12 protein-coding genes are annotated in these 14,205 nt (G+C 66.4%); 5 read left to right on the plus strand and 7 right to left on the minus strand.

Annotated features, from left to right (window positions below; genetic code table 11):
• Positions 1–38: 38 nt before the first annotated feature.
• Entirely contained in the window at positions 39–506 is a 468-nt protein-coding gene (locus NMQ14_RS03035; RefSeq protein WP_257093390.1) for a DUF4149 domain-containing protein, read from the plus strand.
• Positions 503–1,279, plus strand: a complete 777-nt coding sequence (locus NMQ14_RS03040) for an RNA methyltransferase (RefSeq protein ID WP_257093391.1) — start codon at positions 503–505, stop codon at positions 1,277–1,279. The genes NMQ14_RS03035 and NMQ14_RS03040 overlap by 4 nt, the downstream gene beginning before the upstream one ends.
• A gap of 15 nt (positions 1,280–1,294) precedes the next feature.
• Here NMQ14_RS03040 and NMQ14_RS03045 read toward each other — a convergent pair whose 3' ends face one another.
• The 7 genes from NMQ14_RS03045 to NMQ14_RS03075 form a co-directional block, all read right to left on the minus strand.
• Positions 1,295–1,978, minus strand: coding sequence for a response regulator transcription factor (locus tag NMQ14_RS03045; protein WP_257093392.1), 684 nt, complete (start codon positions 1,976–1,978; stop codon positions 1,295–1,297).
• Entirely contained in the window at positions 1,975–3,330 is a 1,356-nt protein-coding gene (locus tag NMQ14_RS03050; protein WP_257093393.1) for an ATP-binding protein, read from the minus strand. Before NMQ14_RS03050 ends, NMQ14_RS03045 begins: the two co-directional genes overlap by 4 nt.
• Positions 3,331–3,432: 102 nt before the next feature.
• Positions 3,433–3,996 carry a hypothetical protein gene (locus NMQ14_RS03055; RefSeq protein ID WP_257093394.1) on the minus strand — a complete coding sequence of 188 codons (564 nt, stop codon included), beginning with the start codon at positions 3,994–3,996 and terminating at the stop codon, positions 3,433–3,435.
• A 40-nt stretch (positions 3,997–4,036) separates the two neighbouring features.
• Entirely contained in the window at positions 4,037–4,612 is a 576-nt protein-coding gene (locus NMQ14_RS03060; protein WP_257093395.1) for a D-Ala-D-Ala carboxypeptidase family metallohydrolase, read from the minus strand.
• Complete coding sequence (locus NMQ14_RS03065) at positions 4,609–10,254, minus strand: CHAT domain-containing protein (protein ID WP_257093396.1); 5,646 nt, start codon at positions 10,252–10,254, stop codon at positions 4,609–4,611. Before NMQ14_RS03065 ends, NMQ14_RS03060 begins: the two co-directional genes overlap by 4 nt.
• A gap of 52 nt (positions 10,255–10,306) precedes the next feature.
• Entirely contained in the window at positions 10,307–11,494 is a 1,188-nt protein-coding gene (locus tag NMQ14_RS03070) for a toll/interleukin-1 receptor domain-containing protein (RefSeq protein ID WP_257093397.1), read from the minus strand.
• Positions 11,495–11,505: 11 nt separating this feature from the next.
• Positions 11,506–11,634, minus strand: coding sequence for a hypothetical protein (locus tag NMQ14_RS03075; protein WP_257093398.1), 129 nt, complete (start codon positions 11,632–11,634; stop codon positions 11,506–11,508).
• 222 nt (positions 11,635–11,856) lie between these two features.
• Between NMQ14_RS03075 and NMQ14_RS03080 the strand changes: the two genes are divergently transcribed.
• Genes NMQ14_RS03080 through NMQ14_RS03090 form a run of 3 tightly spaced genes read left to right on the plus strand, consistent with a single transcriptional unit; the run spans position 11,857 to position 14,142 of the window.
• Entirely contained in the window at positions 11,857–12,783 is a 927-nt protein-coding gene (locus NMQ14_RS03080; protein WP_257093400.1) for a histone deacetylase family protein, read from the plus strand.
• 40 nt (positions 12,784–12,823) lie between these two features.
• Positions 12,824–13,285, plus strand: a complete 462-nt coding sequence (locus NMQ14_RS03085; protein ID WP_257093402.1) for an NfeD family protein — start codon at positions 12,824–12,826, stop codon at positions 13,283–13,285.
• A complete protein-coding gene (locus NMQ14_RS03090; protein ID WP_257081720.1) occupies positions 13,282–14,142 on the plus strand; it encodes an SPFH domain-containing protein in 861 nt (286 codons plus the stop codon). Before NMQ14_RS03085 ends, NMQ14_RS03090 begins: the two co-directional genes overlap by 4 nt.
• Positions 14,143–14,205 lie beyond the last annotated feature (63 nt).

Below are 14,205 nucleotides of genomic sequence, written 5' to 3' on the forward strand. Positions count from 1 at the left end.
TATTGCGCCGCGGCGGACGGTTACCGGAATCCGCTGCCATGTCACCCACACCCCTGTTGTTGTTCCTCCACATCGCCGCCGTCTCGATCTGGGTCGGCGGCATGTTCTTCGCCTATGTCTGCCTGCGCCCGGTCGCGGCGGTCCAGCTTGAGCCGCCGGCCAGGCTGCGTCTGTGGCGCGCGGTGTTCGGCCGCTTCTTCCGGTGGGTATGGACGGCCGTCGCAGTCATCCTTGTCAGTGGTCTGATCATGATGCTGGCGGTCGGCATGAAGGATGCGCCGCTGCACTGGCATCTGATGCTGGCCGCGGGTCTGGTCATGATGGCCGTTTTCATGCACGTCTTCTTCGCGCCGTACAGGCGGCTCCTGCGTGCGGTCGACGCATCCGACTGGCCGGCCGGCGGCGCCGCGCTGGCGCAGATCCGCAAGCTGGTCGGCTTCAACACCGTGCTGGGTTTCGTCACCATCGCGACGGCGACGCTGGGGCGCTGGCTGGTCGCCGGATGAAGCGCATCCAGTCGCGCGACAACGCGCAGTTCAAGCAGTTGCGCAAGCTCGCCACGTCGTCGAAAGAACGGCGCGAAACCGCAAGCACACTGATCGACGGCCTGCATCTGTTCCGCAGTGCGCTGGACGCCGGGCACCGGCCGTCGCTCGCCATCGTTGCCGAACGCGCCCTGCATCATCCGGACGTGTCGGCGCTGCTGGCGGAGCACGGCGACGCAGTGCTGTTGCTGGCTGACGGCCTGTTCGACGAACTGAGTCCGACCGACACGCCGACCGGTCTGCTCGGCCTGATCGATATTCCCGGCGCAGCTTCCGGACCGGTGTGCGGTGACTGTCTGGTGCTCGACGCGGTACAGGACAGCGGCAACCTCGGCACGCTGCTGCGCGCCGCCTGGGCGACCGGTGTCGCGGACGTGCTGCTGACCACCGGTTGCGCCCAGGCCTGGAGCCCGAAAGTGCTGCGCGCCGGGCAGGGCGCCCATTTCAGCCTGCGCATCCGGGAACACTGCGACGTGGCCGAGCTACTGCACGGCTTCGCAGGCAAGGTCGTCGCGACGCGGCTGGATGCGCAGATATCGCCCTATGCCCTGGACCTGCGCGGACCGGTCGCATGGCTGTTCGGCAATGAGGGCGCAGGGCTGTCGCCGGCGATCAGCGCACTGGCCAGTGATGCGATACGTATTCCGATGCCCGGCGCAGCCGAGTCGCTGAATGTGGCCATGGCAGCAACTGTCTGCCTGTTCGAACAGGTGCGTCAGCGCCAGACGTGCTGACCGGTCATTGTCCGCTCATTGTCCGAAATCGCCTGCTGCGTCCGGTCGCGCCGCCCACGGCACCAGTCCGGCGGCAGTGGCCAGGCGCACCAGTTCGACATCGCTGCGCACGTCGAGCTTCTGGCGGATTTCACTCATGCGGTTCGAGATCGTCTTCGGACTGAGCTTGAGCGCGTCGGCGATTTCGTCGACCGACATGCCGGCCAGCAGGAGGCGGCAGATTTCGAATTCGCGGGGCGTCAGCACGTCGAGCCGTTTTTCGTCCGGCATCACATTGTCCAGCGCCAGCTGTTCGGCCACGCGCGGGCTGAGCGTGCGTCGCCCCTGCGCCGCGGCGAGCACGGCCTGCACCAGCGCTTCGGGTTCGGTGTCCTTGGTCAGGAAGCCGATCGCGCCGGCTTCCAGTGCCTGGCGCGCAAACGCAGGCTGCGCATGCATCGAGAACATCAGCACGCGGGCGCGGTTGTCCAGCGCCAGCATGCGGCGCGTCGCTTCGATTCCGCTGGCACCGGGCAGCGAAATGTCCATCACCACCACGTCCGGCTTGAGCATGCGGAACAGCTGATAGGCCTCGTCGGAGGTACCGGCTTCGCCGACCACTTCCATGGCCCGGTTGTGTTCGAGAAAGCGACGGTAACCGGCGCGCACGACGGCATGGTCGTCGACGAGCAGAACGCGGATCGGGCTGTGAAGGCTCATGTTTTTTCCTGTAGCGAAGTTTTCAGCGGCAACCAGGCATCGACCTGCCAGCCACCTTCGGGGCGCGGGCCGGCGCGGCAGTCACCGCCCAGCGCCAGTGCGCGTTCGCGCATGCCGACCAGACCGAAGCCACTTTCGGGTGTGGCATGCGGTCGCGGTTCGCCATCGTCACGCACACGCAGCGACACCCGACCTGCGGAGGGATCGATGTCGAGCCGGATGTCGATGCGGGTGCAGCGCGCATGCTTGACGGTATTGGTCATGCACTCCTGCACGATGCGGTACAGCGTGATGTCGTGCATCGCCGACAGCTGGCCCAGATCCTCGTGCAGATCGAAATTCACCTGGGCCGAATCGGCACAGCGGCTGCGCTGCTTGCCCAGCTCGCGCAACGCGTGCCCCAGACCCAGTTCTTCGATGTCGGGCGGGCGCAGGTGTTCGAGCAGATTGCGCACCAGACGCAGCATGTGGCCGACCTGTTCCGACATCCAGCGTGCCGATTCTCGATGTTCTGCCAGTTCCGGCCTGCCTTCGCAGGCGTCCGCCAGCAGCCGTGCATGCGGGTGGATCGCCACCAGATAGGGACTCAGCTCGTCGTGCAGGTCGCGCGCGAGCGCATGGCGGATCTCTTCTTCGTGCGTGATCAGCTTGCGCAGCAGCCGCGCGCGTTCGTCGACCGCCGCTTCAAGGGTGGATGCCATGCTGTTGAACGATTCCGACAGCGGTGCCAGGTCGCCCGGCCCGACATTTTCAAGCCGCGCGTTGAGCCGCCCCTCGCCGATCGCCGACAGCGCACGCATGACGCTGCCCAGCGGATGCAGCGCGCGGCCGACCGCCCAGAACACCATCAGGCAGGCAAGCAGGCCGATCGCGGCGACCATCGATGTCTGCTTGACATAGTCGTTCCAGATTTCGCGCAGTTCGTCGTCGGCATTGGGCACCAGCAGGTAGTAGCCGATGACCTGCTCGCCCACCTTGATGTCCTTGCGCAGCGGCGGGCGGCTGCGCAGACGCTCGCCCATCCAGCCCAGCGCAAAGGGCGCCGATTTTTGCGGGCCGCTGCGCGAGCTCAATATCAGCTGACCGCTCGCCGCCCGCACTTCCACCGTCAGATGGCGCAGGCTGCTCAGTTCCCGGGTGAGCTGGATGCTCGCGAGAAGGGCTTCGGCGCTGACGCCGATCGGCGGCGGCGACAGCGCGCTGGGCAGCAGCGCGTGCGCCAGCCGGGCCACCGATTCCATCTCGGCGACTGCGTCATCGTGGGCGTCGTACAGCCTGCGCACGCTGTCGGCAACGACCAGCAAGGTCATCAGCGACGCAATGATGAGGGTGAGTCTGATGCGCAGACTCATGCGGGTAATCCGTTCGGGGCAGGGCCTGCATGCTAATGCGAAGGTCGCCGGGAAATGTTCCCGCTTGTTTCCCTTGCGCCAGCCCGGATTCGCGGATCCGCGTCAGGCGAGCAGGCGCGTGTCGATGTGCTCGATCAGGCCGCCGTGCCTGCTGACTTCGCCCACCATATGAGCCGTACCGCCAGGGCCGTCCGGACCGTCACCATTCCACAGGCACACGAAGCACAGTGCGCCGCCGGCATGCGCGAACGCTTCGTCGACCAGCCACAGATTGCAGGCTTCGTAGGGATCGTGGCCATCGGTCAGCGGGCCGAGCGCTGTCGGCATTTCCTGCACCGTTGCGCCGGGTGCGGCAAGTGCCCGGCGATAGCGTTCGACCCAGCGTTCGCCGTGCAGAGACGGCCTGACCGAGGTCTGTTCGAAGGTGGTGGTGTCGAACGGCAGCAGGATGTGGCGTTTCACTCCGCGTTCGAAGCACGCCTCCAGGAACAGCAGGTCACCGCCCGACGCGGCCTGACTGAACGCGATGTCGCCGGCACCTGCGCCGTGCCGATCGAGTGCGGCGGCGATCGCAGCCGCAGCCGCAGGCTCCATTGCTGGCGGAAAGCGCGGCGTGGCGCGGTCGGGACGGTCCATCAGGTGACCGCTGAACAGGAAAGTGGTCATGGCACGCAGTGCGGCAGCAAAGCAGATTCGATCCGCCGCATCATGCCGTATCGCTGGTCAGTCCCGGTACGTAACGATAGGCGCCGGAGCGCGGATCACGCACGTAGCTCAACAGTTGCCGACGGTTCGGTGCGCCGCCCGGCGCGCGCAGCGATACGTGCACCCAACCCGAATTCGGGCCCTTGGCCGGGTCGTAGCACTCGCAGATGATCTGGTCGAATACCTCGACGTGTGCCGCCACCCACTCGGCCAGCGTGATTGTGGCGACACCGACGATTTCGATGTCGCATGCTTCTCCGCGCGCATGCTGGCTGCTGCTGACCCAGCTCGACGGCTTGCGCTTCAGCGCGCGTTCGAGAGCCTGGCTGCGGAACACGCTGTTCGGCGAGAAGCTGCCGAACTTCGTGCGCACCGGCTCGAGCACCTCGCGCGCCAGATGTACCGCGGCGCGGAACTCGGCGTCCGACGGAAAGCCGTTCGGAATGCCCTGGCGCGATGCAATGTCGGAGCGGGTCAGTTCGTACAGCCGGAAGTGCGGCGACACCTTGTCCCGCGGCTGGCAGCCGGCGATGTGCAGCGCGCCGAGCGCCACCTTTGCCAGATCGCGGTCACTCATGGCAGCTCCCGGAAGCGGTTGCGCATAGTGACGAGTGCCGAAATCACCGGCTTCAGTCTGCCGTCTTCACTGCTTGATGGCGCAGCCTCTCCGCCATCAAGCAGTGCAACCATGAAATCGAAATTTTCGGTGATCGATGCGCGCTCGCGCGGGCTGGCGCCGCGGCGAAACGCGTTCAGGTACTCGTTCAGCACGCGGTCGAATTTCTCATCGATGACATCGTTGCGGACTGGCGCGCGCTTCGCCGGCTTGCGGGCCGGCGCGCGCGAACGTTTGCCGGCGGGCTTGTCGGGCGGCGCTGGCAGCGCTTCGGTGATCATCGACAGCAGCCGGCAATCGGCGATGCCGGTCGCCAGCCACAGGCCGGGCTCGTCGCAATACTCTGCCTCGCAGGCGACGCGGATGCGTTCCGCCTCACTGAGCAACGCGTCACGTGCCCACAGCGGTGTGTAATCCGGATCGCCCGCCGTGGCGAACAGGTCGGCCAGTGCACTGTTGACGAATGGGTAGGCGCTGCTGTGCCCCTCCATTTCGAAAGCGTCGCGATAGTAGGTGGCCATGTTGACCAGTGACTCCTGGCGCTCCTGCCCCGTGGTCACCAGCGCAAGCCGCTTGCATGCGGCACCCATCATGTTCAGGCGTTCCGGTGTGCGGGCGCGCTGGATCAGCAGATCCAGTTCCATGATGGCGGCGATGATCGAGGTGCGCAGCGACTCGCGCAAGGCCTCGTCCGGCGTACCGCCGGCGAGGGACTCCAGCCAGCGCCTTCCGGCCAGGCGAACGCGGAAATTCGCGCATTGTTCGACCACCCGGATCGGGCAATCGCCCTTGCTGGCCGAAAGCGCAGCGTCGAGATGTTCGATAGCCCGCGCGTAGTCACCGATCTCACCCCACAGGAAGCCGAGCGCCGCGCGCACATCGGCACGGGTCAGCCACTTCTCGCGGCCGGCGTCGGGCACGCGGTCGAACAGTGCGTCGACGCTGCCCTGCAGCCACCTGCCGTCGGTCGCGGACGACTGCATGCGCACCGACTCGCGCATGTTGTCGAGATGGCTGACCAGCTCGGCATGCGAGTGCAGCGGTCCGGCCGGTCGGGCGGTCGAGCGCGCGCCGTCACCCTGCGCGCGCAGCAGGCGGAAGCCCGGGTCACCGTAGCACTGGTAGGCGCCGAATGTATTCGACTGCGGATGCTGTTGCACGCAAGCGCGTCGCGCCGCCCGCACGGACTCGCCGAAGGTGTCGCCGGCCAGCATGCGCTGATAGAACGTGGCAGCAAAGGTCTTGGCCGCATCGTCATCGACCGCCCAGCCGGCTGCCACCACCGCCTTCACGCCCATGCGGATGAACTGCACCCCCAGATTGGCGGCCAGGGCGGGGAAGGCCTGCTTGTTCTGGGAGCGTGTCTTGCCGAGGTGACAGCAGTTGATGAACACCAGTTCGGGTACGTAGCGCATCTGTTCGACATCGCCCGGCGTGAGCAGCACGCCGTGGCCGATCACCATGCCCGACAGCGGCTTGTCACCGGCCGACGTCGGTGCGCCGTGGTGGCCCTCGACCCGATAGTCGTGTTCGCCGTGACCGGCCAGATGAAGGATGCGCCAGCGGCGCCGATGCAGGCTTTCGAGAATGTCGGTATGGGTCGCGTCGATGCAGGCGTCCGTCTGGTAGCCCAGTTCGGTCAGGCATTCGGCAACGTGCTGCGCTTCGTCGCGCGCGCCCGGCAGGTCGATGAACTTGTCCCAGCCTTCCAGATCCGGGTGGCCGATGACCAGTGCCGAAAGTTCGGTGCCGTGCACCGGCTGCGCCCGGAACTCCGGTGTCCTGAGGGTGCGCAGCAGGCCGCTGCGGGCGGCGGGCGGCAGCGGATTGGTCGCCCAGCGATCTTCCAGCAACTCCCACGGGTAGGCGGCCGATTTTTCGTCGAGCACCAGCAGCAGGTTGTGATTTTCCGGTGCCAGCTCCTTGAGCCGGTTGGGCAGCAGCATGTCGAACAGCGTGCGCGCCGCTTCGCGATTGCGACCGGGTTGCGTGCAGGCGCGCTCGATGAACTTGCCGGCCAGAGACAGCTGGCCCAGGCCAATGGTTTCCTCGGCACGCGCACGGTTGGTCGACGACACGAAGCGCAGTCGCGTGTCTTCCGGGTCGGTGCATATTTCCAGCCGGTGCCACCAGTCGCCGTCGCTGTCGAAGCTGACCCGGCGGCGCCCGCCGTCGCCCGCGTGCACGGTCTGTTCCGGCCAGCGCACGTCGGCGCCGAAATCGACCGATGCCAGCACGTCATCCAGCGCATCAGCGGCATTGATGGTCACGTCCTGGAACAGTTCGATCAGTTGCAGTTTCGACAGGTAGATGCGGTCCCCCAGACCTGCGTCGATCAGCCGGCGATTGGTGTTCACGACCGCGCGCAGCAGCGCCTCGATCGAATCGCGCAAGGTCATCCCGCCAGCACCGCTGCCGATCAATACCGTGCTCAGCCCCATCGAACGCATGTCGGCGGCGCGGATCGGACGTTTCGCCTCCGGCATCTGCACCAGTTCGAAACAGTAGGTCAGCAGTGCGTCCGACACCGTGGATTCGAGTCGACCGGGTGACAGCGTGCCCAGTTCGCCCAGGCCGACAACGAGGGCCGCGACCGGTCGCGCTTCGGGCGTGTCGTTGTAGAACACGGCGCTGCTGCCGATCTGACCCGGATAAAGGCCCAGATCCATGCGTTGCGTCAGCGGCCCGGCCTGTTCGCCGGGGCGTGTGAGCTGCTTGTCGAGCGCCCGTTCGGCGCTGACGATGCTGTCGCCCAGGTAGTGGCCCACCATCAGCGGATGCTTGACGTAGCTCAGGTCGCCATGGGTGAGCTGCACCTCGAGTCCGGGCAGTGCAGGCGCTTCGGTGGGCTGCGGACTGCCCGGACCGAAGCCCAGACGCTCGACCTCGGCCGCCGTCGGGATGGCATCGAGCACGGGGGACGATGTGCCGTACGCGCCGCCTGCGACCGCCGCACGCGCACCGCGCGCCGTACCCATGCTGCGCGGCAGCCGCGTGGTCGAGCCCTTGAGCAGCAGATCGGTGTAGCCGGCGAAGGTCTTGCGGCCGAAGTCGTACGAACATAGCGCGTCGTGCGCCGTGTCCTCGGCGAAATACATCGGCACGCCGGGCAGTCGGCCGGACGCCCAGGTGACCGTGCCGTCGCCTTCCGGTGTGTGCGGAAAAACCAGCTTGCGACGGTTGAAGCGGAAGGCGCCGTCGTCGTCGATCAGCTCGTGGCCGCACACGGTTTCGGGCTGCACGCCGGCGACATAGATCATGTGCTGCGCATCGACCGCGCCGGCCAGCGCGTCCCAGGTGCGCCGCGCACCGCGCAGCACGCCCGCATCGGCCAGCTTCCAGCGCTCGCCCAGGCCGTCGCGCAGGCCGGCCCACAGTGCGGGATCGTCATAACGCTGCGCCGATCCGTCGGCAGGGAAGGGCAGCAGTTCGACCAGCCCGGGGTAGCGCCGCACGATGTCGATGATGCCGTCGCGGCTGTTCAACAGATCGAGCAGCATCAGCTTGAACTGCGTTGGGTTGCGTCCGGTCAGCCAGCGCACCGCTTCGTGCGAGCCATGATTGGGCGTGCCCAGCATCAGCAGGCGGCTGTTCGGCAGCTCGCAGACACGCCGCCACACTTCCGCGCCCTTGCGGTCGGCGATCATGGCGCGCACCACGAGACCGCCCATCGAATGTGCCACGATGTGCAGCGCCTGCTTCTGTGCCTGCAGGTCAGGCAGCCACAGCGTGAGCTGTTCGGCCAGCTGCGCCGCCGCCACCTGCACCGAATTGCGCCAGTCGTAGGCGAAGAACTCGACCCGATGGGTCTGAGCCAGATGCATCATCAGCGGCGCATAGAAACTGTCGACCAGACCATCGACCTCGATCTGCGCCGCATCGATGCCGATCTTTTCCAGTCCGCCGAACGCCAGCGATCTGTAGTCCAGCCACACACGATCGCCTTCGGCCTTCAGCGAACTGCCCATCGTGCCGGGCAGCACGACGGCCAGCGGTTTCGGCAGCCCGCCGGCGCGGCTGCGCGCAATCGCGCTGCGCCAGGCCGGCGGCGTTGGCGGCCGCTCACTGATCGGGCGAAAGCCCGCGTCGGAGCCGTCTGCGCGGGTCAGACCCTGGAGCAGCCAGTCGACCGAGCGGGCATTGTGGAAGTAGCTGAAGTGATCGACTGCGTCGCCCTTGTCCATCTGCTGCCGGGCACCGTGTTCCGGGCGCGTGATGCCGCCGAACATCGATCCGGTATTCACCACCAGGTCGTGTTCGCCCTTGTAGAACCAGTCGGTCACGAACACCTTCAGCGCCGACAGGATGGAGTGACCGCGTTCGATGTCGCCGGCGATTACCGTCAGATCCGACTCGGTGCGGGTTTCCGGATGGTTCAGCAGGCGCACGACGGCCGAGCCGGGCATCATTGCTTCCAGGCCGGGCAGCACACGCGGGTCGGTGCGCTCGCGCAGCACGGCCGCCATGAAGTCGAGCGCCTCGGGTGCCAGCGGCACATGCTGCAGACCGGCGATGCGGCTGGCATTGAGCAGCAGCGAAAACCAGCGGTCGAGCCGGCCGGAGGCGAGGGTGGTACCCATGGCCGGGCAGGCGACGCGCACGAAGCGAGTGATCCGGAACTGCTTCGCATCGAGCACTTCGGCCAGCTTCAGCAGCGCGTCCCGGTCGGCGGCGTAGTCTTCCTTCAGCCGCTTTTCTCCGGCTTCGTCCAGCGGTTCGATGTTCAGCTGTTGCGCGATCGACACGTCGCCGACGAACAGCCGCTTCAGTACTTCGGCGCGCAACGGGTCGCTGCTGCGCAGTCGTTGCCCCAGACACAGCAACTCGCCGACCAGGCCACCGCGCGAGTGGCTGACCAGATGCAGCGTGGCGCCCTGCGGCAGCGATTCAGCGAGTTCGAGCGCGTTCTGGATCGGGCTGACGGTGAGTGTACGGTGTTCGAAGGCATGGATGCCTTCGCCATAGATACTCGCGAGTCGCGCGCAGGCGGCGTTGCCGCGCGGGTTGTCGTCAGCAGCCAGCTTGCCGAAACTGCCGTCGAAGCTTGATGCCGTGCCATGCAGGAACACCAGCAGTGGCTTGTCGTCGGTCGCGTCGACCTGATCGATTTTCGCGCCGAGCGAAGCGTTCTCGATATCGCAGCGATACAGACCCGGCTCGCGCCCGAGGATTTTCCGCTCGAAGCGCGCGCCGAGCCGGCGGGCGACGAATTCCTGCGCGGTGTCCTTCAGGTCGATGCCGAAGAATTCGATCACCCGGGTCGCCAGACCGAGCGCACTGCCCAGCCCGCGGCTGCCCGGGGTGTGTGCGTTCAGGTCGCCGATGTCCCACAACACCTCGCCATCGCTGCGCGTTTCGGCCTTCGAACCGGCCTCCTGCATCAGGTCGTCGGCGCGTATCCAGAGCTCGAAGCCGTTGTCGAGCGTGACCCGGGCAATCGCATCAGCCGGTATGACGGCCGGTTCGGCCGCTCCGGCGGCACGACTCCCGCCGGGCTGCACCGAGCCCAGCGGTGTGAAGGTGACTTCCGATCCGGATGGTGTGCTGACCGGCGCACCCTTGCGCGCGCGAATGCTGAAACGCTCGTATTTCGACTGTTTCATGCCCTGACCTCCTGCTGTTGTTCTTGTGTCGCGCGCTGCCGTCGCCAGGCGCTCAGTTCGCGGCCGCCCCGGATGATCGGGACAGGGTGACGACCGACGTTTCACCGCTGTTGTAGCGCAGCGTGCCGGTCATCGTGCTGCTGTTGGCGACGCGCAGGCTGAGGCTGCCGGTGTTGATCATCACGTTGCCGTTGGCAAAGATGTTCAGCGCGAAATTTACGTCGCGCTCGTACGCTTCGCCCGCACCTTCGAAATGGATGTCGGTCACGCCCTGGCCGTAGGTCTGGATCAGCACGGCGTTGTACACCTGCCACACCGGGTGCTGCGTGACGTTGATGCGCGGGCTGCGTAACGTCAGGTCGTCGCCCTGGCCGGTCAGCGTCAGCGGAATGCGCTCGCCCTGTGCATCGACCATGGTCCAGTTGCCGGTCAGGTCGCGCTCGGGTTCCGGTGCGGGTGCGGCCGGGACGGGGGCGGGGGCGGGCAGGCTGGCGACCGCAACCGGCGCGACGGGTGCCGGAGCCGGGTCATCGGCGACGAACGGCGCGGGCGCCGGGGCGGGTTCGGGCGTGCTCTCCTGCTCGCCGACGAATACCGCAACGATGAGGATGAAGGTGAAGAAAATCCCGACCCCCCAGACCAACTTGCGTGCGGCACCGATGACGCGGCCGACCGGCTTCTTCAAGCTTTCCGGGAGCGGCAGATCGTCGTCGCCGGTGGCGCTCCGGTTCGCGGTGGACTGGGTCGTGCTGTCCGTCGCCGCACTGCGCATCGGCATGCCGGGCAGCTTCTCCAGCACGCCGCACAACTCGCCGAAGTCATACTGCCAGCGCTTGTCGGTCATTTCGTGTGCGTTGCGCCGGCCGAGCGCCGACAGCTCTTCCGGCAGTTCGGCTGCGTCGGGCATGACGGCACCGCCAACCAGCACGGGAATGACGCGCACGCCGCGCCGGGTCAGTGCGCGGGCAATCTCCATGCGTACCGGGTCATTCGGATTGTCGAGCCTTCGCTTGCCCTGGGCGTCGGTCATCGACAGCCAGTGGGGACCGACCAGCACGAGCACGACATTGCAGCGGTCGAGCTCGCGCTCGATGGCGTCGACGAAGTCCTCACCGGCCGCGATGCTTTCGAGGTCGCGGAAAACTTCCATGCCCGGAAAGGCCTGCAGCAGGTCCTCATGCAGCGTCTGTGCGTAGCCGCTGCTGTCCTTGCGTCGATAGGAAATGAAAAGGCGTGCCATGCAGTATGGCCTCAGTGCGCGATGCAGGGGATGAAGGCTATGCGGCGCACCCTCACGGTGCCGGCGTCCGGGCAACTACCAGGCGCTGTGCCATTGACGGAACGGTACTTGATGCCGATGCACGCGGCGACGCTGCTCATGGTGTGCTCCACGGGACCTGCGCGGCATCACGGACGTCCGTGCAGGGTCGGTTTTCGGGCGACGTCGGCAGTCTAGGCGCTTGCAATCGCCTTGAAAACCCGCAAACCGGATGCACAGCGTGTCGTAGGTCATGAGGACGATACTTGCCGCTATCATCCGGCCTGTTTACATCTTCGTGCCGGCCGCTGCCCTCGAACGGGCTGCCCGCCCCCCCCTGCTGCATGGACTGCGTACTGCTGACCCACGCCGATTGTCTCGGTCACCAACCCGGCGAGCGTCACCCGGAAGCACCGGCGCGGCTGACGGCGGTGCTCGACGGCATCGCCGCAGCCGGTTTGCTGCGCACCTGGCAACGCATCGATGCGCCCCGGGTCACCCGCGAGCAGCTCGAACGTGTGCATCACCCTGCGTATCTGGATGAGGTGGAGAAAGTCGCGCCCGCGTCCGGCCTGCACAAACTCGATCCCGATACCGTCATGTCGCCCGGTTCGCTTGCGGCCGCGTCGCGCGCAGCTGGCGCCGTGGTGCATGCGGTAGATCTCGTGATGAGTGGCCGCACGCGCAGCGTGTTCTGCGCCACGCGCCCGCCTGGTCATCACGCCCGCGCCGGCGATGCGATGGGTTTCTGCCTCTACGGGAACGTGGCGGTCGGCATGGCGCACGCGATGGCGGCACATGGCGTCGAACGCGTCGCGGTGGCCGATTTCGACGTCCATCGCGGCAACGGCACCGAGAGCATGTTCCGGCGCGAGCCGCGCGTGCTGATGGCCGACAGCTTCCAGCATCCGTATTACCCGCAGGGCAATTTTCCGGAACGAGCGGGTTATCTGCCCATGCGTCTGGCGGCAGGTGACGGCAGCGACGCTTTTCGCCGACACTGGACACAGACCGCGCTGCCTGCTCTGCGCGCCTTCAGGCCGCAGATCGTATTCATTTCGGCAGGCTTCGACGCGCATCGGGACGATCCGCTGGCCAACATCCAGCTCGAAGCGGCCGATTACCGCTGGCTCACGCACGCGTTGCGCGACATCGCCGAAGCGTCGGGCAAGGGCCGCATCATTTCGACGCTGGAAGGCGGCTACGGTCTGGGCAATATCGGTGCCGCCGTGGCCGCGCATCTGATGGCGCTTGGCGATTGCAGCCGCTGAGCCGCTACACTGGCCGTTGCAATGGAAATGGGCTGACGGCATGAATATCGAATGGTGGCACTGGCTGGTCGCGGGGCTGGCGCTGATCCTGCTGGAGCTGGCGGTGCCGGGCATGGTGCTGGTGTGGTTCGGCGTGGCAGCGGTGGTGATCGGCCTGCTGGTGGCTGCCATGCCTGCGCTGTCGCTGACACTGCTGCTCGGGTTGTGGACGGCGTTGTCCTGCGTGCTCGTGTTTGTCTGGTTCAAGGTGTTCCGCGCCGATCAGCACAAGACGCACGCCGGCATGTCGGACGGCGAGCAGATCGGCGAGGTCGGTCTGATGGTCGGCGAGGTGACGCCTTATGGTCGCGGCAAGGTGCGCTTCCAGAAGCCGCTGCTCGGCAGCGACGTGTGGGAGTGCATCGCCGACGACACCATCGCGGCCGGCGAACGGGTGAAGGTGCTGTCGGTGGAAGGTTCGCTGCTCAAGGTGGGGTTGATCAACAAGGGAGTTTCCGCATGAGTTCAGGCATCGTCGTCGCCATCGCGATACTGGTATTTGCTTTCGTCACGCTGGCCAAGGGCCTGCGCATCGTGCCGCAAGGCGAGGAGTGGGTCGTGCAGCGGCTCGGCAAGTACCAGAGCACGCTGCTGCCGGGGCTGAACATCATCATTCCCTACCTCGATGACGTGGCCTACAAGGTGATCACCAAGGACATCATTCTGGACGTGCAGGAGCAGGAGGTGATCACGCGCGACAACGCGGTGATCCGCACCAATGCGGTCGCGTTCATCAAGGTGACCGACCCGGTCAAGGCGGTCTACGGCGTGACCGACTTCTCCGAAGCCATCCGCAACCTGATCATGACCACGCTGCGCTCCATCGTCGGCGAAATGGATCTCGACCAGGCGCTGTCAAGCCGCGACAAGATCAAGATCCGGCTGCGCGAAAGCATCGCCGACGAGGCGATCGACTGGGGCCTGACCGTGAAATCGGTGGAGATACAGGACATCAATCCGTCGGATTCGATGCAGCGCGCGATGGAACAGCAGGCCAGCGCAGAGCGCGAACGCAAGGCCATGGTGACCCGCTCGGAAGGACAGAAGCAGTCGATGATTCTCGAAGCCGAAGCCCGGCTGGAATCGGCCAAGCGGGATGCCACGGCGCAGGTCACGCTGGCCGAGGCCAGTGCCGAATCGATCCGTCGCGTCACGGCGTCGCTCGGCGAACAGCAACTGCCGATGATGTATCTGCTGGGCGAAAAATACGTGGCTGCGCTGGGCAAGCTGGGCGAGTCGCCGAATGCCAAGATCGTCGTGCTGCCGGCCGACCTGCAGGATGCGGTGGCCGGCATCTTTGCGCGGGCGCAGGGCAAATAGCCTTCGACGCGAGGGACACAGGGCGAACGGATCGGGCACATCGGGTCGCCCGGGCGTTCGAAA

The sequence above is a fragment of the Methyloversatilis sp. XJ19-13 genome (assembly GCF_024580155.1).
In the GTDB taxonomy this organism is placed as follows: Bacteria; Pseudomonadota; Gammaproteobacteria; order Burkholderiales; family Rhodocyclaceae; genus Methyloversatilis.